Raw genomic sequence first — 22125 nt, 5'->3', positions numbered from 1 at the left:
TGCTCCGGCAGGCGAGGCGGATCGGGAGCGGAAACCCGTGATGCCAGACAGACCCCCGTGGTTGCGGGAGCCCAATATGGAACATGCTATTTGCGAGGGGGTGACATGCGAATGTTGCCCCATTTTTTTATGCCCGCCGTCCGTTTGCCCAATCAAAAAGACCGCCTGCTGGCGGTCTTTTGCGTGATGTCTCGGCGATCAGGCGAGGCCCGCCAGCAGACGACTCCAGTTGCGCTTGGCAACGAGGAAACCGTCTCGCAACGTGCGGTACTCCAGTTGCAGCCTGAGCCTGTCGTAGCGTGCGAGGGCTGTGCGCTTGCGCTGCTCCAGCAGTGACTTGCGGCTGGCATAGTAGTGCTGGATCTGCAGGCTCAGCTTGTCGTACTCCTCCTGCAGCAGTGCCTGCCAGCGTTCCCTGTCATCCTGCTTGTGCACTCTGGCCTGGGCGCGCTTGAGCTGCATCTCCAGCCTGGCCTGTTCGATGCGTTCCTCCGGGCAGGATCTCAGGTCTTTGGCGAGCCCGCACCAGGCGGCTGTGCGGATCAGCCACTTGGTGGGGTCGAACTGCCACCACTGAATGCCGTTGCGGTAGTCGTTCTCGAACAGGTGATGGAAGTTGTGATAGCCCTCGCCAAAGGTGAAGAAGGCTAGGATGCCGTTGTCCCGGGCGCTGTTGCGATCCGTGAACGGCTGGCTGCCCCAGATGTGGGCCAGGGAGTTGATGAAGAAGGTGGTGTGATGGGTCATCACCATGCGCAGCACCCCGGCCAGCAGCAACATACCGAGCAGATCCCCGTGCAAGAGGCCGAGCAGCAGCGGAATGCCGATGTTGGTGACCAGAGCCAGGGTCAGATAGTGCCTGTGCTGGAAGGCGACCACGGGGTTGTTTTGCAGGTCGCGCACATTGCTGTAGTCGTGGTAGGTATCGCGCTGGTATTCCCGCAGCATCCAGCCGATGTGGGAGTACCAGAAACCGCGACCCGCACTGTAGGGATCCTTCTGGTTATCATCCACGTGGCGGTGGTGGCGGCGATGATCCGAGGACCAGTGCAGCGCCGAGTTTTGCAGGGCTAGCGCGCCTCCGATGGCGAAGATCCATTGCAGGGCCGGGTGCGCCTTGTAGGCCTTGTGGGACCAGAGCCTGTGGTAGCCGGCGGTGATGGAGATGCCGCAATAGCAGAACAGCAGCAGGAAGCAGAGCCACTGCCAGAGGTCGTAGCCCTGGCTCAGTCCATACCAGGGGACCGCTATCAGTGCCGTCAGCCCGGAGAGGGCGAACAGCAGGGTGTTGGTCATGATGATCGGGGGGCGGTCCATTTCACTCGGCTCCTTTCAGCGAACAGCTGTTCACTATTCTCCATTGAGCCGGAATGCGGGTCAATGGTAAAAAAGTCGGAGACAAACCTGATCCCGGCCCCGCCTTCGGGTTATCATCTGGCCTCGCTAATCTCAAGGTGACTGTTTTCGTGGGTATTCGCGCGCAACAAAAAGAAAAAACCCGGCGTACGCTGATCGAGGCGGCGTTCAGTCAACTCTGCGCCAACCGCAGTTTCTCCAACCTCAGCCTGCGGGAAGTGGCCAGAGAGGCGGGCATAGCGCCGACCTCCTTCTATCGCCACTTTCGGGACATGGAAGAGCTGGGGCTGACGCTGGTGGACGAGGGAGGGCTGACCCTGCGCCAACTGATGCGCCAGGCGCGCCAGCGCATTGCCGGTGGTGGCAGCGTCATCAGCACCTCGGTGCAGACCTTCATGGAATTCGTCGAAAACAACCCGAACATCTTCCGGCTGCTGCTGCGCGAGCGCTCCGGCACCTCGGCTGCATTCCGTCAGGCGGTGGCCCGGGAGATCCAGCACTTCATCGCCGAGCTGACCGATTATCTGGAAGCCACCACGCAGGCGCCACGGGAAGAGGCCTATATCCAGGCCGAGGCCATGGTGACCATCGTCTTTAGCGCCGGTGCAGATGCCCTCGACATGACTCCGGAAGAGTGCAAGGCACTGTCGGAGCGCACCATCAGCCAGTTGCGGATGATCGCCATGGGCGCCGAGGTGCAGAACCGCAAGCGCCACGAATCTCTCACATAACGCAATGATGGACAGCCTCATGCATGAACCGAACGCGATTCCGAAGAAGCCCCTGGTGCTGGCCCTGCTGATCGGTATCTGTGGCGATGCCTTCCTGTCGGCCTTGACGGAGTCGGTCGTCCCCTTCTCCTTCTATCCCCTCATCGCCCTGTTGCTGGCGGCCAGCCAGCTCTATCAGCACTATCGCCATGAGCCCATGGTGGGCAACACACCAAGCTGCATTCTGCTCTGCTTCTTTATCGGCGTGTTCGGCCATTCTGCCCTGGTCAAGGTGCAGTACCCCGAGCTTGGCAGCAACTTCTTCTCCCTCATTGCCATGCTGCTGCTGCTCGCCGCCCTCTCCATCAAGCTGGGAATCAGCCTCGGAAAAACGCAAAAGGAGTGACGAATCACTCCTTCTGGTCGGGCCGGGGGTGGCCTAGTCGGCACTGGGGGGAGTCTCTCCCTTCTTCCTGGCGTCTATGATGGCCTGCAGCTTGGTGCGGATATCCATCATGCCGAACACCCCGAAGATCAGCACCTGGGTGAATTCGAGACGAGTGACCGCGAAGTAGGGTTTGCAGGCCGCCTTGATCATGCTGGCCTGTACCCAGTGCATCAATATCACGATGACGCCGCACACCGGCAGAAAGCCGTTCAGTTTGCCCGGCAGGGTGCCCAGCAGGGCGAGTGCCACACCGAACCAGAAGAACAGCAGCACCCCCATCGCCAACAGATTAAACACCCGCTTCATCGTTTACCTCCCGTACATAGAGTTGATAGCAGGCCTGATGTGATCGACCTGCTTGTCCTTGAGCCGTTGTCCAAATTGACGGAGAAGGGGACTGTGCCCATCTCCCCTTTACACAGCTGCGTCATGCTTGGTGTCCCGCAGATAGAGCTGATAGCAGACCTGACCAGCCTGCTTGTCCTTGAGTAGTTTCCAGCTGGCGGGCAGCGCCAGATCGGCCATCTCTTTTTCCCGCTCCAGATAGATGAGGGCATCGGATGCCAGCCAGCCGCGTTGCTCCAGCAGCTCGCACACCTGGGGCAGCAGCTCGCGACGAAACGGTGGGTCCAGAAAAACCAGATCGAACGGCGTGGCCGGGCCTTGCAGCCAGCTCACGGCATCAGCCTGGATCACCTGCCCCTGGCTGCTGCCCAGGGTCGTCAGGTTCTTCTTGAGCTGGTCGGCGGCGCCTCTGTCCATCTCGATCAGGGTGACCTGTTCGGCATAGCGGGACAAGGCTTCCAGCCCCAGCCCGCCGCTGCCGGCGAACAGATCCAGGCAGCGGGTACCGCGCACGTGGGGAGCCAGCCAGTTGAAGATGGTCTCCTTGACGCGATCCGTGGTGGGTCTGAGCCCTTCCACATCCCTGACGGGGAGTTTGCGCCCCTTCCATTGGCCGCTGATGATTCGTACCACGCCCGCTCGCCCCTGAGGGGCCGGGCTCTTGCTCGGGCTGTTACGGCTGGATTTCACTCTGGGCATCGCGTTTCGTCGTCAGAAAATAAAGTGATAGTATAAGGCGGTTCATTTTTATGCCGACCCGCCGAGGGACGGCTATCTTAGCAGTCAGCCTTTGATGTGAGTATTTTTAGATGGCAAAAGGTTTGTTTTCCTGGCTGGGTTTCGGCCGCAAGAAAGAAGAGGCTGAGGCCGTTCCATCGCAGGCGCCCGACGCTACCCCGGCGGTAGTCGAGTCGGAGGCCGCCGCTGTTCCCGCGCCTGTCGCCGATGTTGCCCCGGCTGATGCCCCCACCGCCAAGCCCGAAGCGCCGCTGAGCGGCCCTGACGAAGGCCCCCTGGTTGTGGAAGAGCCGGAGGGCGAGCTTGAGCCCGTCATCGTCAATGAGGCCTTGATCTCAACCGAAGCTCAGGTCGCAGAAGAAGCCATTGTCGCCGCCGAAGCCCGCGCCGCAGAAGAAGCCCGTATTGCCGCCGAGGCTCGCGCTGCGGAAGAAGCTCGTCTTGCCGCCGAAGCCCGCGCCGCAGAAGAAGCCCGTGTGGCCGCCGAAGCCCGCGCTGCGGAAGAAGCTCGTCTTGCCGCCGAAGCTCGCGCTGCGGAAGAGGCTCGTATTGCTGCCGAGGCACGCGCCGCAGAAGAGGCTCGTCTTGCCGCCGAGGCCCGTGCCGTGGAAGAGGCTCGCATCGCTGCCGAAGCCCGTGCCGCGGAAGAAGCCCGTATTGCCGCCGAAGCCCGCGCCGCAGAAGAGGCTCGTCTTGCCGCCGAGGCACGCGCCGCGGAAGAGGCTCGCATCGCTGCCGAAGCCCGTGCAGCAGAAGAAGCTCGTATTGCCGCCGAAGCTCGCGCTGCGGAAGAGGCTCGTATTGCCGCCGAAGCTCAGGCTGCCGAGGAAGCTCGTGTCGCCAAAGAGGCCCAGCGAGCGGAAGATTTGCGTCTGGTCGCCGCAATGGAGGCTGAGGCCGCCGCGCTGGCGGCCCTGCCGCTGGCCGCCAAGGTGGACGACGACACTCAGGAGAAGCCGCAGCGGGAGGGCTTCTTTGCCCGCCTCAAGCGCAGCCTGGTGCGTACCAGGGAGAATATCGGTTCCGGTTTCTTCGGCCTGTTCAGCGGCAAGAAGATCGATGACGATCTGTTCGAAGAGCTGGAGACCCAGCTGCTGACCGCCGATCTTGGCGTCGACACCACCACCCGCATCATCGAGGGGCTGGTACAGCACGCGGATCGCAAGCAGCTCAAGGACGCCGAGGCGCTCTACGGTCTGCTCAAACAGGACATGGGCGAGATGCTGGCCAAGGTCGAGCAGCCCCTGGTGATCGACACCAGCAAGAAGCCTTACGTCATCCTGATGGTCGGCGTGAACGGCGTCGGCAAGACCACCACCATCGGCAAACTGGCCAAACAGTTCCAGGCCGAGGGCAAGAGCGTGATGCTGGCCGCTGGCGATACCTTCCGTGCTGCGGCGGTCGAGCAGCTGCAGGTGTGGGGTCAGCGCAACAACATTCCGGTGATTGCCCAGCACACCGGTGCCGACTCCGCCTCCGTCATCTATGACGCCATCGAGGCAGCCCGCTCCCGCGGGGCTGACGTGCTGATCGCCGATACCGCCGGCCGCCTGCAGAACAAGAGCAACCTGATGGAGGAGCTCAAGAAGGTGGTGCGGGTGATGAAGAAGCTGGACGATGCGGCGCCCCACGAGATCATGCTGACTCTGGACGCAGGCACCGGCCAGAACGCATTGAGCCAGGCCAAGCTGTTCAGCGAGGCGGTGGGCCTGACCGGCATCACCCTCACCAAGCTGGACGGCACTGCCAAGGGTGGTGTCATCTTCGCGGTGGCCGACAAGTTCCAGATCCCGATCCGCTACATCGGGGTGGGCGAGGGGATCGACGATCTGCGCCCGTTCGTCGCCAACGACTTCATCGAGGCGCTCTTCAGCCGCGAAGAATAAATCCGGCTGACATGAGTCGGCCCGGCCGTGACGAGCACGTGTTCCATACCCCGACTCCGGTCGGGGTATGTCACTATGAGGGCGCAGGCATGGCTCATCCGGGCAAGGATGACATGCAGCATGGTTGTGACCGATGTTGTCATCCAGGTGTTGTGCCGGTACGGGGGAGTGAGCGCCCCATGCTTTATCCCGGTCGGGGTTTGTCAATCTCAGGGAACCGTTATGATTCGTTTTGACAAGGTCAGCAAGGTCTACAGTGGCGGTCATCAAGCGCTGCAAAAGGTCAGTTTTCACCTGCGCAAGGGTGAGATGGCCTTCCTGACCGGCCATTCGGGGGCGGGCAAGAGTACCCTCCTCAAGCTCATCAGCGTGATGGAACGGCCGACCGACGGCCGCGTCTTCTTCCACGGCGATGACGTCAGCCACATCCAGCGCAGTCAGATCCCCTACGTGCGCCGCCAGATCGGCATGATCTTCCAGGATCACCGCCTGTTGATGGATCGTACCGTGTTCGACAACGTCGCCCTGCCCCTGGTGATCGATGGCTACAGCCATGGGGACATCAACAAGCGGGTGGCGGCGGCGCTGGACAAGGTCGGGCTGCTCGGCAAGGAGCGCTACCAGCCGCGCATGCTATCCGGCGGTGAGCAGCAGCGGGTCGGCATCGCCCGCGCCATCGTCAACAAGCCGCCCCTGCTGCTGGCAGACGAGCCGACCGGCAACCTGGATCCCCAGCTTTCCATGGACATCATGCGCCTGTTCGAGGAGTTCAACCGCTTCGGCGTCTCCGTGCTGATTGCCACTCACGATCTGGGACTGATCGCCCGGATGCGCTACCGCACCCTGACCCTCAAGGCGGGTCGCATGTATTCGTCCGGGGAGGATCGCTGATGGCTATTGTTCGTCATAAACAGCCGCCGTTGCGTCGTTTGATGATGTATGGGGTGGATCATGTGCGTCAGGCCTTTGCCAGCCTGGGTGAGCTGTGGCGCAACCCGCTCGCCTCCCTGATGACCCTGGCGGTGCTTGGCGTGAGTCTGGCGCTGCCTTCCTGTTTCCACGTATTGCTGAAGAATGCCGAAGTGGTAGAGGGGAGCTGGCAGACCAGCTCCCAGATCTCCCTCTATCTGCGCAAGGATCTGCCGGAGCAGAGCATCCTGGACATGAAGCAGCGGATCCTGCTCTATCCGGAAGTGGAGTCCGTCACTTATATGAACCGTGACGAGGCGCTCAGGGAATTTCGGGAGATCTCCGGTTTCGGTGATGCCCTGGATTATCTGGACAGCAACCCGCTGCCGCCGGTGCTGAGCGTGATCCCGGATCCGCGCTGGCAGAATCCCGAAGGGGCCGCCGAGCTGCTCGCCAAGCTGGAGAACGAGCCCGGTATCGAGCAGGGCAAGCTGGATCTGCAGTGGTTGACCCGGTTGCAGGGGATCATGAACCTGCTGCGCCACACCATTACAGGTATCGCGGTGTTGCTGCTCTCCGCCGTGTTGCTGATCGTGGGCAACACCCTGCGCCTGAATATCCTGAACCAGCGTTCCGAGATTGAAGTGCTCAAGCTGGTGGGCGCGACCGATGCCTTCATCCACCGTCCCTTCCTCTATACCGGCATCTGGTTCGGGGTCATTGGCGGCATGCTGGCCTGGTGGCTGACCGAGGTGATGGTGATCTGGAGCGAGGGGGTGGTGAAGGAGCTGGCGGGGCTCTACAACAGCAACTTCCGTCTGGTGGGGATGGGGGCGTTCGACGGCTTCAATCTCATACTGCTGGGCGCCCTGTTGGGGTTGATCGCCTCCTGGTTCTCGGTGCACAGGCACATTCGCGACATAGAACCGTCCTGATTAATTTGTCAGCATTTTAAATGCGCTGGATTTTGCGAACTGGATCAAGTAAAAGAGTGGCCCGTTTCTGGCACGGGCCACTTTCTCAGAGTAATCTGAATGGTGTCTGCGCCGAGGATCATATGTGGATCCTCTGAACCTTTTGATTTATCAATGGTCTATTGACTGCAGCAGAATGAATACGGGTATGGCCCCTATGCCTTGCTCGTCTGACTTGGCAAGCATGTGAAGGTTGCGAGCTCCGCAACAATGGACTTAGCATGCTACTTTTCAGGGGTCCTTTACTGTGACCCCTTTTTTTTGACTGTTCATTTATGATTCATGCCGTCAGCCTAAGATAGGCCGGGTTCATGCTGGGGTGATGTATGATGCAGCACGCAGAATGATACCTGGTCGGTAGACACGTCTTCTCAGGGTGTTAGACTGATTCGATTGAAAAGTAAGAGGTAGAACATGGGAACTTCATTGCAACGCACTATGGCTCTGATTCCGCAAGGTAGTCTGGAAGGCTATATCCAGGCCGTCAACTCGATCCCTGTGCTGAGCGCAGAGGAAGAGCGCGAACTGGCGATGCGTCTGCAGCAGGATGGCGATCTCGAAGCTGCACGCCAGCTCGTTATGTCGCACCTGCGTTTTGTCGTTCACGTGGCCAAGAGCTACTCCGGCTATGGCCTGCCTCAGGCCGATCTGGTGCAGGAAGGCAACATCGGCCTGATGAAAGCCGTCAAACGCTTCGACCCGAGCGTGGGCGTGCGTCTGGTCTCCTTCGCCGTGCACTGGATCAAGGCCGAAATCCACGAATATGTGTTGCGCAATTGGCGCATGGTCAAGGTGGCGACCACCAAGGCCCAGCGCAAGCTGTTCTTCAACCTGCGTAAATCCAAGAAGCGTCTGGGCTGGCTGAACCACGAAGAGGTACAGGCCGTGGCTGCCGACCTCGGGGTATCCGCTGCCGACGTCACCGAGATGGAAGCGCGCATGAGCAATTACGATCAGGCCTTCGACCTGGTCGGTGACGATGAAGACGAGGGTGGCTTCGCGCCGGTGCACTATCTGGAAGACAAATCTTCCGATCTCGCCGCGAACATCGAGAACGACAACTGGGACAGCCATGCCACCCGTCGCCTGAGTGCAGCCATGGCGACCCTGGACGAGCGCAGCCAGCACATCATCCGTGCCCGCTGGCTCGATGACGAGAGCAAGACCACCCTGCAGGAGCTGGCCGATACTTACGGCGTCTCGGCCGAGCGGGTGCGCCAGCTTGAGAAAAACGCGCTCAAGAAGCTGAAAGATGCCATGGATGCCTGACGGCCTCCTCCGGTAAGAAGCAGGGCCTGATGGCCCTGTTTTTGTTTTGCGGGGATCTGGTCGGCCTTGCCTTGGTTACCCTTGTGTATGGTATGTTGCCGCCACTGCCACAGTAGGGAGAGCAGAAGTGAAACTGTTGAACGACTTGTTTACCAACAACCGCGAGTGGGCGGAACGGATCAAGGCCGAGGATCCCAATTTCTTCGCTACCCTGTCCGCCCAGCAGGCACCCGAGTACCTCTGGATCGGCTGTTCCGACAGCCGGGTTCCCGCCAACCAGCTGATGGGGCTCTTGCCGGGGGACGTCTTTGTCCACCGCAACGTCGCCAACCTGGTGGTGCACACCGACTTCAACTGCCTCTCGGTGCTGCAATACGCGGTGGAGGTGCTCAAGGTGAAGCACATCATCGTCTGCGGCCACTATGGCTGCGGTGGGGTCAAGGCTGCGATGCAGAACCAGGAGCTGGGTCTCATCGACAACTGGCTGCGCAACATCAAGGACGTCTACTTCAAATACGGCGAACAGCTCGAAGCCATCGAGGATGAGCACGAGCGCTTCGACTACCTGTGCGAGCTGAACGTGGCCGAGCAGGTCGCCAACGTCTGTCACACCACCATCATCCAGAATGCCTGGCGCAAGGGGCAGGAGCTGGCGGTGCACGGCTGGATCTACGGCATCAAGGATGGCCTGCTGCACGATCTCGATCTCTGCATCAGCGGCCCTGACCAGATCCCGGACGTCTATCGCGCCTGGCCGGACATGCGTCCGCCCCACCGTCGCCGCTGAGGACCATCCGGTGGCTCCAGCGCTCTACCTTCAGATAAAGCAGCACATCCTGGACGGGATCCGCGAACGCCACTATCAGGCGGGCGACCGGATCCCGACCGAGGCCGCCCTGTGCGAGCAGTTTGCCGTGAGCCGCATGACGGTGAACAAGGCGCTGCGTGAACTGGTGGCCGAAGGCTGGCTGGTGCGCACCGCCGGATCCGGCAGTTTCGTGGCCGACAGGCGTACCGAGTCGCCGCTCCTGGCGATTCGCAATATTGCAGACGAGATCGCCGAGCGGGGCAGCGAGTACAGCGCGCGGGTGATCCGGCTGCAACGTCAGGCCGCCGACGAGAAAGTAGCGGTGCGTCTGGGCCTGCGGGTCGGGGCGCCCACCTTTCACAGCCTCATCGTCCATCAGGCCGATGGGGAGCCGCTGCAACTGGAGGAGCGCTTCGTCGATGCTGAGCGACTGCCCGGCTATGGCGAGCAGGATTTCACCCAGCAGACGCCAAACAGCTATCTGATGGAGATCTGCCCCCTCTCCGAGATGGAGCACGTGGTAGAAGCCGTGTTGCCGAGTGCTGGTGAAGCCGGACTGCTGCAAGTGAGGGTCGACACCCCCTGCCTGCTGCTGCACCGGCGAACCTGGTCAGACGGCTTTCTGGTCTCCTATGCCAGATTGTTGTCGCCGGGTTCCCGCTACAAGCTGAGCTCCAAGACGCGTCTCGCATAATTGTATATACATATTAAACATTTAAAAGCCCACCTCTCGGTGGGCTTTTTTGTGCTTACACTCTAATAAAGCCGCTGTTATCAAGATGTGAACTTGATCCTTTCTTTCTTTTTAGAGATCGGCTATAAATTATTGTATATACATTTAGAGGTCGGTATGAACAAGGAACTGTTGAACTGCGAGCGGGTCTGGCTCAACGTGACACCCGCCACCCTGCGCCCCGATCTGGCGGACTACGGCCTGCTGGAGCCCCATGCCCTTGGCGTGCGGGATGGCAAGATCCACGCTCTGGTCCCCATGCAGGATCTCAAGGGCCCCTATGCCGCCTCCTGGCAGGACATGAAGGGGAAGCTGGTCACCCCCGGTCTCATCGATTGCCACACCCACCTCATCTTCGCCGGCAGCCGCGCCGAAGAGTTCGAACTTCGCCAGAAGGGAGTCCCCTATGCGGAGATCGCCCGCAAGGGGGGCGGTATCATCAGCACGGTGCGCGCCACCCGGGCAGCCAGCGAGGAGCGGCTCTATGAGCTGGCGTTGCCGCGGATCAAGTCCCTGATCCGGGAAGGGGTCACCACAGTCGAAATCAAGTCCGGTTACGGCCTCACCCTGGAAGACGAGCTCAAGATGTTGCGGGTGGCCCGTCGTCTGGGAGAGACGCAGCCCATCCGGGTCAAGACCACGCTGCTGGCGGCCCATGCGGTGCCGCCGGAGTATCGCGACGATCCCGACTCCTGGGTCGAGACCATCTGCCAGGAGATCATCCCGGCGGCGGCCGAGGCAGGTCTCGCGGATGCGGTGGATGTCTTCTGCGAGCACATCGGCTTCTCCCTTGCCCAGACCGAGCAGGTCTATCTGGCGGCGGATCAGTACAACCTCGCGGTGAAAGGGCACATGGATCAGCTCTCCAACCTGGGGGGCAGCACGCTCGCCGCCCACTTCGGCGCCCTCTCGGTGGATCATCTGGAATATCTGGATCAGGACGGGATCCAGGCGCTGGCCCACCGTGGCGTGGTCGCCACCCTGCTGCCCACCGCTTTCTATTTCCTCAAGGAGACCAAGCTGCCCCCGATCTCCGCCTTGCGCAAGGCGGGGGTACCCATGGCTGTCTCCTCCGACATCAACCCGGGCACGGCTCCCATCGTCTCCCTGCGCATGGCCATGAACATGGCCTGCACCCTGTTTGGCCTGACCCCGGTGGAGGCCATGGCCGGGGTGACCCGCCACGCCGCCAGGGCGCTTGGCGAGCAGGAACGGCTGGGGCAGCTCAAGGTCGGCATGCTGGCGGATTTCCTTGTCTGGAACTGCGGCCATCCGGCCGAGCTCAGCTACCTCATCGGTGTCGATCAGCTGGTGAGCCGTGTGGTCAACGGGGAGGAAACCCTTCATGGATAAGTTCAACGGGATCGACATGTCGGTCTGGCAGGGGCGTCAGGATCCCGAAGACGGCGAGCTGGCCCTGCGCTGGCACGACAGGGTGCAACCCTGGCAGGGGAATCGCGAACCCGGCGTGGTGCTGCTCGGCTTTGCCTGTGACGAAGGGGTCCGCCGCAACAAGGGGCGGGTCGGCGCGGCCGGTGCACCGCTGGCGGTGCGCAAGCTGCTGGCCAACACGGCCTGGCACCTGGGCGCCCCCGTCTATGACGGCGGGGATCTGGCCTGTGAGGACGGTGATCTTGACGCCGCCCACGGGCGCTTGGCCGAGCGGGTCGCGAGTGCACTGGATCAGGGACACTTCCCCCTGGTGCTGGGAGGCGGCCACGAGGTGGCGTTCGGTAGCTGGAGCGGCCTGAACCGTCATCTTGGCGGCGAAGGGCGGGTCGGGATCATCAATTTCGACGCCCACTTCGATCTGCGCATGAAACAGGAGCAGGCGAGCTCGGGCACCCCCTTCTTCCAGATTGCCGAGCAGTGCGCTGCCCAGGGCACCCCCTTTCACTATGCCTGCCTCGGGGTGGCCGAAACCGCCAATACCGCGGCGCTCTTTGCCCGCGCCGAGGCGCTGGGAGTCTGGCACGTGCTGGACGAAGCGATGACGCCGACCGAGCTGCCAGCCTTGCTCAGCGGGCTGGATGCCTTCATCGCTCGTTGCGACCACCTCTATCTCACCATCGATCTCGACGTGCTGCCGGCGGCGGTGATGCCGGGAGTGAGTGCTCCCGCCGCTCGCGGCGTGGAGCTGGCGGTCATCGAACCGCTTATCGCCCATATCCGGGCCAGCGGCAAGCTCAGGCTCGCCGATCTGGCCGAGTACAACCCGAACCTGGATCAGGACAACCGCAGTGCCCGCGTGGCCGCGCGCCTGGTTCACCAGTTGACCAAGTAGTGGCGCACCGCGCCGCCTGATTGCATCGCTAAACAAGGAGTGTCTATGTCTGTACAACACCAGGATCCCCGCCACGATCCGAGCCGCGTGATCCGTGCTCCCCACGGCACCCAGCTGACCGCCAAGAGCTGGCTCACCGAAGCGCCACTGCGGATGCTGATGAACAATCTGGATCCGGATGTTGCCGAGCATCCCCAGTCCCTGGTGGTGTACGGCGGCATCGGCCGCGCCGCCCGAAACTGGGCCTGCTATGACAAGATCGTCGAGGTACTGACCCGTCTCGAGGACGATCAGACCCTGCTGGTGCAATCCGGCAAGCCGGTCGGGGTGTTCCAGACCCACAAGGATGCGCCGCGGGTGCTCATCGCCAACTCCAACCTGGTGCCCCACTGGGCCAACTGGGAGCACTTCAACGAGCTCGATAAAAAGGGTTTGATGATGTACGGCCAGATGACCGCTGGCTCCTGGATCTACATCGGCACCCAGGGGATAGTGCAGGGCACCTACGAGACCTTCTTCGCGGTGGCCAACCAGCACTTCAATGGCGAGCCCAAAGGGCGCTGGATCCTGACCGGGGGCCTGGGTGGCATGGGCGGTGCCCAGCCCCTTGCCGCCACCATGGCCGGTTTCTCCATGATCGCCGTGGAGTGCGACGAGACCCGTATCGATTTCCGTCTGCGTACCCGCTACGTCGACAAGAAGGCCCACAGCCTGGATGAGGCGCTGGCCATGGTCGAGGAGGCCAAACGCAGCGGTACCGCCGTCTCCGTCGGCCTGCTCGGCAACGCCGCCGACGTCTTCGCCGAGCTGGTGGCTCGCGGCATCACGCCGGACGTGGTGACCGACCAGACCTCCGCCCATGATCCGGTACACGGCTACCTGCCTCAGGGCTGGAGCGTGGCCCAATGGCGCGATCTGCAAAAGAGCGCCCCGGACGAGGTCAATGTGGCGGCTCGCCGCTCCATGGCCCGTCAGGTCGAAGCCATGCTGACCCTGCAATCCCGCGGCGCCGCCACGCTCGATTACGGCAACAACATCCGCCAGATGGCGCTGGAAGAGGGGGTCAAGAATGCCTTCGACTTCCCGGGCTTCGTGCCGGCCTATATCCGCCCGCTGTTCTGCGAGGGCATTGGCCCCTTCCGCTGGGTGGCCCTGTCCGGCGATCCTGAAGACATCTACAAGACCGACCAGAAGGTGAAGGAGCTGATCCCGGACGATCCCCACCTGCACAACTGGCTCGACATGGCCCGCGAGCGCATCGCCTTCCAGGGCCTGCCGGCGCGGATCTGCTGGGTCGGTGTCAAGGATCGGGTGCGCCTGGGCCTGGCCTTCAACGAGATGGTGAAGAATGGCGAGCTGAAGGCTCCGGTCGTCATCGGCCGTGACCACCTTGACTCCGGCTCGGTGGCGAGCCCGAACCGCGAGACCGAATCCATGATGGATGGTTCCGACGCCGTTTCCGACTGGCCGCTGCTCAACGCCCTGCTCAACACCGCCGGCGGCGCGACCTGGGTCTCTCTGCACCACGGTGGCGGTGTGGGCATGGGCTTCTCCCAGCACTCCGGCGTGGTGATCGTCTGTGACGGCACCGACGATGCCGCCAAGCGGGTCGGCCGCGTGCTGCGCAACGACCCGGCCACCGGGGTGATGCGTCACGCCGACGCCGGCTACGAGATTGCCATCAACTGTGCCCATGAGGCGAAACTGGATCTGCCGATGATCGACGCCACCGGCAAAGGGGTGAAATAAGATGTTCGAACTCAATCTGCAACCGGGCAAACTCTGCCTCGCCACCCTGCGCCGTGTCAGCCGCGAGCCGGTACACGTCAGCCTGGATCCGGCTGCCCTGGCGGGGATCCACGCCTCCGCCGCCGTGGTCACCAAGGTGATCGAGCAAAACCGGGTGGTCTACGGCATCAACACCGGCTTTGGCCTGCTGGCCAATACCCGGATCCCGGTGGAGCAGCTGGACGAGCTGCAACGCTCCATCGTGCTCTCTCATGCGGCAGGAATTGGCGAGTACATGGATGACGCCACCGTGCGGTTGATGATGGTGCTCAAGGTCAACTCGCTCGCCCGTGGCTTCTCCGGCATCCGGCTGACGGTGCTCGAGGCCCTGATGACCCTTATCAACGCCGAGGTCTACCCCGTGGTGCCGAAGAAGGGCTCCGTCGGCGCTTCCGGCGATCTGGCGCCCCTGGCCCACATGAGCTGCCTGCTGATCGGTGAAGGCAAGGCCCGTCACAAGGGCGAGCTGATCGACGCCGCCACTGCCCTGAAGATTGCAGGACTGGAGCCCATCGCCCTGGCGCCGAAAGAGGGGCTGGCCCTGCTCAACGGCACCCAGGCGAGCACCGCCTTCGCGCTGGAAGGGCTGTTCCATGCCGAGGATCTCTACGCCGGTGCCATCACCATTGGTGCCATGAGCGTTGAAGCGGCCCTCGGCAGCCGCCGTCCGTTCGATGCCCGCATTCACGAAGTGCGCGGCCAGCGTGGCCAGATCGATGCGGCCGCCTGCTACCGCCACCTGCTGGTGGACGGCAGCGAGATCGGCATGTCCCACCACAACTGCGAGAAGGTGCAGGATCCTTACTCCCTGCGCTGTCAGCCCCAGGTGATGGGTGCCTGCCTGACCCAGATCCGTCAGGCCGCCGAGGTGCTGGTGTGCGAGGCCAACGCGGTCTCCGACAATCCGCTGGTGTTTGCCGAGGATGAGGAGATCATCTCCGGCGGCAACTTCCACGCAGAACCCGTGGCCTTTGCCGCCGACAACCTGGCCCTGGCCATCGCCGAGATCGGGTCGCTGTCCGAGCGGCGCATGGCGCTGCTCATCGACTCGCGTATGTCCGGCCTGCCGGCCTTCCTGGTGAACAACGGCGGGGTGAACTCCGGTTTCATGATCGCCCAGGTCACCTCGGCGGCGCTCGCCTCCGAGAACAAGACCCTGGCCCACCCGGCCTCGGTGGACAGCCTGCCCACCTCGGCCAACCAGGAGGACCACGTCTCCATGGCCACCTTCGCCGGTCGCCGGCTGGCGGACATGGCCGAGAACACCCGTGGTATCCTGGCGGTGGAACTGCTGGCAGCGGCCCAGGGGCTCGACTTCCGCGCTCCCCTGCGCTCCACCGAGCTCATCGAGCTGGCCAAGGGCCGTCTGCGGGAAGAGGTCAGCTTCTATGACAAGGACAGGTACTTTGCACCGGACATCGAGGCGGCCGCCGCCCTGCTGGGCCGTGCCAGCTACAACGACCTGATCCCGGCCGGGACCCTGCCCAGCCTCTGAATTGGAGCCTGAGCAACCATAAACAAGACCGCCCATGGGGCGGTCTTTTCATTTCCGTCTCCCGCGCCTCGCGTCGGGGCCATCTGAAGCGCGCTGCGCAGAGTGGCAGCAGGCAGGTGGTGGCGGCCTTATCCGTGTTCAAACATCCGGAACAGATAAACCACGAACAGCACTGGGGTGAGTGCTGGCAGCCTTATCCGTGTTCAAACATCAGGAACAGGTAAACGACAAACAGCACAAGATGGGTGGCGCCGTGCAGGGCGTGGGTGCGGCCGCTGCTGAAGGTCACTTTACAGACCATGAGGGTGGTGATGAGCAGCACCATGTCGGCAGGGGAGAGGCCCAGGCGCACTTCCTGCCCCATCAGGGAGCCGATGAAGAGCACGGAGGGTACCGTGAGGGCGATGGTGGCCAGCACGGAGCCGAAGTAGAGATTCATGGCCCGCTGCAACTGGTTGTTGAAGGCCGCCTTGATGGCGCCGACCGCTTCGGGAGCCAGCACGATACAGGCGACGATGAAACCACCCAGCGCCATCGGGGCTTCCATCACGTGCACCCCGTAGTTGATGGGGATGGCCAGGGTCTTGGCCAGCAGGATCACCACCACCAGGTAGGCGAGCAGCAAGAGGGTGTGATAGACGTTGCTCTGCAGCGGGCCGTGGTGATCCTCGAGATCCTCGTGATCACTGTCGACGAAGAAGTGGCTGTGGCTGCGGGTCTGGATCAGCAGGAAGACACCATAGAGCAGGATGGAGATGATGATCAGCATCCATGACATGGCCTTGGAGAGGCTGCCCAGGGTGCCGCCCTGGGTGAAGTTCGGCAGGACCAGACAGAGCAGTGCCAGGGGAATGATGGCCACCAGATAGGATTTGACCCCGTCCAGATTGAAGTTCTGGGTGTGATAGCGCCAGCCGCCAAACAGCAGGGTGAAGCCCACCAGACCGTTGGTGACCAGCATCACCACCGCGAACATGGTGTCCCGGGCCATGGTGGGATTGGGATCGCCGGTCAGCATGACGGAGGAGATCATCACCACTTCCAGGGAGATGACCGAGAGGGTCAGGATCAGGGTACCGAAGGGTTCCCCGAGCTTGATGGCGAGGGCGTCAGAGTGACGCACGACGGAGAAGATGGCCCAGGTCACGATGGCAAGCAGGGCCAGCGACACCGGCAGGTAGACCGCAAGGGGGGTTGTCTCTGCCAGCAGGTCGCTCCCCAGGGTTTTGAAGAAGAGCAGGGTCAGCAGACCGGCAGGCAGAGCAATCTCTTGTCGGATAAAAGACTTCATAGGCAGTGGTTCTCATCTCGGGGCGGCCTCGGCCGACGGGGTATGGAGCGACTTGGTGCACCCAAGGTGCACAGACCCATGATAAGGGGAGATGCTCCTCATGCGGAGCATCATTTTGTTGCAAAGAGTGAGAGGCGGGGCAGATACCGCCTCAGTGCGGGTCGGAGGGGCTGGTTGTCTCGCCCTCTTGCCATGCCATCAGCCAGATCTTCAGTTTACTCAGGGGCATGGGCTTGGCATAGACGTAGCCCTGGATCAGGTGGACTCCGTGGCGATGCAGATAATCCACCTGCTCCTGGGTTTCGACCCCTTCGGCGATCATCTCCATGCCCGATTTGAGGCCGAAGGCGATGGTGGCATCCAGCACGCTGCGCTTGAGGTCGTCCGTGCCTATGGTATCCACGAACATCTTGTCGATCTTGATCTGGCGAATGCCGAGCCGTTGCAAGTAGGCAAAGCCGCCATAACCGGTGCCGAAGTCATCCAGCTTGAAGTGATAGCCCCTCTCCTGCAGGGCGGCGATCTCCGCCATGGCCCCCTGGATGTGCTTGATGGGATCCCGCTCGGTGAGTTCGAAGGTGAGGCGGGCCGGCGAGGGCCAGCCATGGCGCTGCAACTGGGTGCGCAGACGAGGTTGCTCGATATGGCCCGCCACCAGATTGACGCTGACCCACTGGTGCGGGGCCAGGACGGGGAGATCCGCCAGGATGCGCTCCAGCAGTTGATCCGTCATCGGCAGGATCAGCCCCTGCTCCTCCGCATAGGCGATGAAGGTGCCTGGCGACACCAGATCCCGTCCTCGCTGCCAGCGCAGCAAGGCCTCGAATCCCACCACCCTTCGGTTTCTGCTGTCTACTATGGGCTGATAGAAGGGGATGAACTCCCGCCGAGCCAGCCCTCTTTGCAGCAATCCTTTGAGGGAGCGCCGGTAGTTTCTAAGGCTCCAGTAGAGGGCCGCCAGCAGCGCCCCCAGCGCCCCGGCCGACCAGAGGCCATCGCGGTGTATCTGTGAGCGGGCGTAGCGTTTCAGTGCCTCGCCAGCCCAGAGGGTCTGCTCCACCTGATGCTGGGGGTCGAAACTGAGCAGCCGCATCGGGTGTGCCTCTTCTCGAATGTGCTTGTTGCCACGGGGGAAAAAGAGCCCGGACTGGGTCGGGTGCTTGTGGTTGAACTCCAGGTAGAAACAGTCGTTGCAGGGGGTGCGGAGCAGCTCATGGCTCCAGCTGCTGTCGAGCACCCAATAGGCCAGATTGCCGTTGCGTCTCGCATAGACCAGGGTTTCGCGTTCGGTATCGAACATGGGGGCCGTGCTGGATATATGAAAGTCGGGGGAGGCCGGTATGCCGGCGTCGGCAAGCTGGGGCAGGGCGGGGCCCAGGGTGGAGCAGCCGCTCCCGTTGGCAAGCTGCAGGCCGGCCAGGCGAATATGGCGGTTGTAATACTGGGGTGAGCGCAACAGCGCCATGTCTGTGGGGCCGCAATCGAAGGCAAAGTGGGCGAGTTGGGCGGGGACATCGTGATCCAGGAGCTGGTTGCGCTCCTGCAGGTAGTCGAGCAGAGCCCTTTCCTTTGTCTGCAGCAGGTGGTGAGCCAGCTTGTCGCTCAACAGGGGGGTGAGCAACAGCATCAGCAGCGGGGGCACACAGAAGAGGGCCAGAGGAATCCATAGCGGAGATCGTGCTGACATGGTGAGCATCCTTCTTCCATGAAATGAAACAACCCGATTGAGACTCAAGCATCATAGCATTAGCTGCATCGATTTGAGCCAAGTTGGTCACACTTGGAACAAAAACGATAATTAATTGATAAATAAAGGATATGGCTACACACCTGAACAAGATTCAATCGCTGACCTGTCATAAATGACAATTGTCCAGCTTATCTGAAGTGGCTAAAGTAGCGGTGCGGTTTGACTCACCGTGTGTTCAATACTCCTGTATCTATTTTTGTCAGTAGCACAGAGTGTTAGTTTTGATATGAGTGTTTCTTTTGGTCCCCGTTGTGGGACCATTTTTCTGTCCGCTCCTCAGCCTGTGTCCCCTCGATCTCTCCCTTGATGCCTCTCTCTTTTGCGACCTGCACTACGGCGCCGCATGACGCATCCTCCCGCTTATTTGCAGAAGCGGGATCTTCACCCATAGGCGGCGTTTGGTCTGGGCTGATACCATGATGCCCTATGGATGCTGTCGGCTACGGAAAGGCACATGAAACTGACCACTCAACTCGTCTCTTTTATTACGCTGTGCGTGATCTCGGCCATGGCCATGGTGATGCTCGGCGGGGTCTTCAGTTTCCGCCAGATGGGAATGGAGCTGCAGCAGAACCGGGTCGACTCCCTGGTGGAGATCATCGACAAGCAGCTCGGGGTGACCGATGACCAGCAAGCCCTTGCCCGCTGGCTGCCCTCCCTGTTGCGGGCCTCCCATGTGGTGGAGCTGGAGATCCGTCAGGACAAGCAGCGGGTCTACTGGTTTCGCGATGTGCAGCAGCAGACGGACGAGAGCCTGCTGATCGCCTACAGCGAGGCGATCCCCAATCAGGCCGGGATGCGGGCCGACTTCAAGCTGGACAGGCCGTTCAAGGAGTTCGAGTACTCCATGAAGGCGATGTTCGGCATCTCTCTGGGTATCTTCATCGTGGTGTTCGGGCTCTGGTACTCCATCCGCTGGCTGCGTCAGCAGTTGCGCGGTGCCGAGCTGCTGGCGGAGCGTGCCCAGCTGATCCTGGATGGCAAGCTGACCAAGCTGGCCCATGACCCTGCCGAGGAGTGGCCTGTCTCGGCCAGTCAGGCCCTCACCCATCTGCTGACCGAGCTGGCCGACGCCCGCAAGGAGCGCAGCCGCTTCGACAACTTCATCCGCAGCAACGCCTTCGTCGACAAGACGACGGGCATCGGCAACCGCCTCTTCTTCGACAACCGGCTGGAGAGCGCCATCATGGAGGCAAGCGTGATCAGCGGCGGTGTGCTGCTGATCGAGCTGGCCGGTCTGGAGGAGCTGGATCCCGAGCTGAGCGGGCGCCCGAGCCAGGAACTCCTGATGGAGGCGAGCGCCACCATCGCCGCCTTCGTGCGCAAGCACAGCGGAGCCCTGCAGGCGCGCTATGCCGGTCAGGTCTTTGCCGTGTTGCTGCCGAACATGTCAGAGAGCGAGATGGTGGACGGCGCCAGCCAGTTGCTCAAGAGTCTGCAACGACTGCACTGGCCCGAAGCGGTCAATGCCGACACCGCCGTCTATCTCGGTGCGGTCTGCTATCAGGCACAGGATTCCCTGCTCAAGGTGCAGGAAGAGGCGGAGCTGGCGCTCAAGAGCGCGCGCCTGCAAGGACACAGCGGCTGGTTCCTGTTCGAGAAATCCCTCAACGAGGAGGCGAGCAGCAAGGGAACGGTGCGCTGGCGCACCCTGATCAGCCGTCGCATCGAGGAGCAGGGCATCGACTTCTACGTCCAGCCTGTGCAGCAGGAGCGGGATCAGGTGGTGTTGCAGCAGGAGCTGCTCATCCGCCTTCACGACGAGCAGGGCCGGGAGCTGCAGGCGGGGGTCTTCATGCCCATGGCGGAGAAGGCCGGTCTGCTGCTGCCGCTGGACAGACTGGTGGTGGCCCGAGCCTTGCGACTGCTGCGCCAGCGACCGGCATCGAGCTGCCCCATCAGCCTCTCTCTGTGCGCCCAGAACCTGCTCACCCGCGAGTTCCAGCGCGAGCTCTTCTTCGAGCTGTTCCAGTTGCCGCGCAGTACCAACGAGGGGTTGATCCTGCAGTTGTCGGAGTCTCAGGTGACCCGCCACTACGAAGCCCTCAAGCGGCCGCTTCGGGCGATGCGCATGCTGGGGTGCAGGCTTGCCATCGATCATGCGGGCCAGGACGTGGTGAGCACCCAGTACATCAAGGAGTTCGAGATCCACTTCCTCAAGCTGCACCCCAGCCTGGTGCGGGAGATCCACCTGCGCCAGGTCAACCAGATGGCGGTACGCAGTCTGGTGGGGGGCTGTGCCAATACCCAGGCCCGGGTCATCGCGGTGGGGGTGGAGAGTGGCGACGAGTGGAAGATGCTGCGACACCTGGGCGTGCATGCCGGTCAAGGTCCCTGGTTTGCCGACCCCGAGCCCCTCAACCTGCCTGACTAGCGTCCTGGCCGGGGTGACAGGCGGCCCTGCTCCTGCAGGCCCGCCAGCCCCTGCAAGCCACCTGTGTGGATGAAGATGATCTTGCTGCCGCGCGCAATGCGGCCTGCCGCCAGTTCGCGAAACAGCCCCCACATCGCCTTGCCACTGTAGATGGGTTCCAGCGGCAAGCCGGTTTCTGCACTGAATGCCTGCACCCATTGCCAGAGTGCCGGACTGAACCTGGCATAGCCGCCGTCGTGGTGATCCAGCGCGATGCGCCAGCCCGGGGTGGTGGCCGCCGCCGGATGCAACCGGCATACCTCGCCGGTGATGAAGTCGGCCCCCTTGAGCACCGCGATGGCCAGGATCTGCTCCTGTGCCCGCTTGCCCGCGATGAGTCCCGCCAGGGTGCCGCCGCTGGCGCAGGGCAGCACCCAGAGATCCGGCGAGAAGGGCACCTCGTCGACCAGCTCGGCCACCCCGGGGATGGCCAGCGGGCTGCTGCCTCCTTCCGGTACCAGCAGGGTGTCGTCATCCTCGAACCGGGCAAGCCATTCGGGATCCTGGCGCCGGCGATAGTTCTGCCGGTCGACAAAAACGAGATCCATGCCCCAGCCTTTGGCCGCTTTCAGGGTGGGATTGCTGACGGTATCCCCTTCACCGCGTATGATGCCCGTGGTGCGCAGTCCCAGTCTGAGTCCTGCTGCGGCCAGGGCGTGGATGTGATTGGAGTAGGCGCCGCCAAAGGAGAGTATGTGGCCCTTGCCCAGCATCTGTGCCTGTTGCAGATGGTATTTGAGCTTTCGCCACTTGTTGCCGGAGAGGGTCGGGTGGATCAGATCGTCCCGCTTGCACCAGAGCGTGACGTCATGGGCTGCCAGCAGAGGATGCCGGATCCGGTGCAGGGGGGAGGGGAGCTGAAGGGGCGCCATGGGATCGTCTCCCGTGGGTGCCAGCGTGGCCGTCGATGCGTCGTTTGTCATAAAGT

19 protein-coding genes are annotated in these 22125 nt (G+C 62.3%); 13 read left to right on the top strand and 6 right to left on the bottom strand.

What is annotated here, in order from left to right; genetic code table 11:
* Positions 1–198: 198 nt before the first annotated feature.
* Complete coding sequence (locus OKC41_RS06760; RefSeq protein ID WP_042015295.1) at positions 199–1317, bottom strand: fatty acid desaturase; 1119 nt, start codon at positions 1315–1317, stop codon at positions 199–201.
* A 149-nt stretch (positions 1318–1466) separates the two neighbouring features.
* Between OKC41_RS06760 and fabR the strand changes: the two genes are divergently transcribed.
* Complete coding sequence (gene fabR, locus OKC41_RS06755; RefSeq protein ID WP_010672598.1) at positions 1467–2087, top strand: HTH-type transcriptional repressor FabR; 621 nt, start codon at positions 1467–1469, stop codon at positions 2085–2087.
* A 19-nt stretch (positions 2088–2106) separates the two neighbouring features.
* Positions 2107–2472 carry a YijD family membrane protein gene (locus OKC41_RS06750; RefSeq protein ID WP_010672599.1) on the top strand — a complete coding sequence of 122 codons (366 nt, stop codon included), beginning with the start codon at positions 2107–2109 and terminating at the stop codon, positions 2470–2472.
* Positions 2473–2505: 33 nt separating this feature from the next.
* Here the strand turns inward: OKC41_RS06750 and OKC41_RS06745 are convergent, their stop codons facing one another.
* A complete protein-coding gene (locus OKC41_RS06745) occupies positions 2506–2820 on the bottom strand; it encodes a DUF1145 domain-containing protein (protein ID WP_128271420.1) in 315 nt (104 codons plus the stop codon).
* Positions 2821–2928: 108 nt separating this feature from the next.
* Positions 2929–3558 (bottom strand): 16S rRNA (guanine(966)-N(2))-methyltransferase RsmD, encoded by a 630-nt coding sequence (gene rsmD, locus OKC41_RS06740; protein WP_029313522.1) that lies wholly within the window; start codon positions 3556–3558, stop codon positions 2929–2931.
* Positions 3559–3668: 110 nt separating this feature from the next.
* Here rsmD and ftsY point away from each other — a divergent pair, with 110 nt between their 5' ends.
* The 10 genes from ftsY to hutH all read left to right on the top strand — a co-directional run bounded on the left by ftsY (position 3669) and on the right by hutH (position 15743).
* Entirely contained in the window at positions 3669–5483 is a 1815-nt protein-coding gene (gene ftsY / locus OKC41_RS06735) for a signal recognition particle-docking protein FtsY (protein ID WP_201894932.1), read from the top strand.
* Between the two features lie 222 nt (positions 5484–5705).
* A complete protein-coding gene (gene ftsE, locus OKC41_RS06730; RefSeq protein ID WP_010672603.1) occupies positions 5706–6374 on the top strand; it encodes a cell division ATP-binding protein FtsE in 669 nt (222 codons plus the stop codon).
* Positions 6374–7327, top strand: coding sequence for a permease-like cell division protein FtsX (gene ftsX, locus OKC41_RS06725; RefSeq protein ID WP_029313524.1), 954 nt, complete (start codon positions 6374–6376; stop codon positions 7325–7327). Before ftsE ends, ftsX begins: the two co-directional genes overlap by 1 nt.
* A gap of 453 nt (positions 7328–7780) precedes the next feature.
* Complete coding sequence (gene rpoH / locus OKC41_RS06720; protein WP_029313526.1) at positions 7781–8635, top strand: RNA polymerase sigma factor RpoH; 855 nt, start codon at positions 7781–7783, stop codon at positions 8633–8635.
* A 127-nt stretch (positions 8636–8762) separates the two neighbouring features.
* On the top strand, positions 8763–9422 hold the full coding sequence (gene can, locus OKC41_RS06715) for a carbonate dehydratase (protein ID WP_010672606.1): 660 nt from the start codon (positions 8763–8765) through the stop codon (positions 9420–9422).
* Between the two features lie 10 nt (positions 9423–9432).
* On the top strand, positions 9433–10137 hold the full coding sequence (gene hutC, locus OKC41_RS06710; RefSeq protein WP_010672607.1) for a histidine utilization repressor: 705 nt from the start codon (positions 9433–9435) through the stop codon (positions 10135–10137).
* Positions 10138–10293: 156 nt separating this feature from the next.
* A complete protein-coding gene (gene hutI / locus OKC41_RS06705) occupies positions 10294–11529 on the top strand; it encodes an imidazolonepropionase (RefSeq protein WP_201894933.1) in 1236 nt (411 codons plus the stop codon).
* Positions 11522–12460, top strand: coding sequence for a formimidoylglutamase (gene hutG / locus OKC41_RS06700; RefSeq protein WP_128296309.1), 939 nt, complete (start codon positions 11522–11524; stop codon positions 12458–12460). The genes hutI and hutG overlap by 8 nt, the downstream gene beginning before the upstream one ends.
* A 45-nt stretch (positions 12461–12505) precedes the next feature.
* Positions 12506–14209 (top strand): urocanate hydratase, encoded by a 1704-nt coding sequence (gene hutU / locus OKC41_RS06695; RefSeq protein ID WP_104455120.1) that lies wholly within the window; start codon positions 12506–12508, stop codon positions 14207–14209.
* Position 14210: 1 nt separating this feature from the next.
* Positions 14211–15743: a histidine ammonia-lyase gene (gene hutH / locus OKC41_RS06690; protein ID WP_010672611.1), complete on the top strand. Its 1533-nt coding sequence runs from the start codon at positions 14211–14213 to the stop codon at positions 15741–15743.
* Between the two features lie 193 nt (positions 15744–15936).
* Here hutH and OKC41_RS06685 read toward each other — a convergent pair whose 3' ends face one another.
* On the bottom strand, positions 15937–17034 hold the full coding sequence (locus OKC41_RS06685; protein ID WP_010672612.1) for a calcium:proton antiporter: 1098 nt from the start codon (positions 17032–17034) through the stop codon (positions 15937–15939).
* A 151-nt stretch (positions 17035–17185) separates the two neighbouring features.
* A complete protein-coding gene (locus OKC41_RS06680) occupies positions 17186–18721 on the bottom strand; it encodes an EAL domain-containing protein (protein ID WP_201894934.1) in 1536 nt (511 codons plus the stop codon).
* A gap of 517 nt (positions 18722–19238) precedes the next feature.
* Here OKC41_RS06680 and OKC41_RS06675 point away from each other — a divergent pair.
* Entirely contained in the window at positions 19239–21158 is a 1920-nt protein-coding gene (locus OKC41_RS06675; protein ID WP_010672614.1) for an EAL domain-containing protein, read from the top strand.
* On the opposite strand, the gene OKC41_RS06670 is transcribed toward OKC41_RS06675, so the two are convergent.
* Entirely contained in the window at positions 21155–22069 is a 915-nt protein-coding gene (locus OKC41_RS06670; RefSeq protein ID WP_052258863.1) for a 1-aminocyclopropane-1-carboxylate deaminase/D-cysteine desulfhydrase, read from the bottom strand. The genes OKC41_RS06675 and OKC41_RS06670 overlap by 4 nt on opposite strands.
* Positions 22070–22125: the final 56 nt, after the last annotated feature.

The sequence above is a fragment of the Aeromonas sp. QDB17 genome, assembly GCF_027705305.1.
In the GTDB taxonomy this organism is placed as follows: Bacteria; Pseudomonadota; Gammaproteobacteria; order Enterobacterales; family Aeromonadaceae; genus Aeromonas; species Aeromonas caviae.
This window is presented reverse-complemented; position numbering and strand designations above follow the sequence as displayed.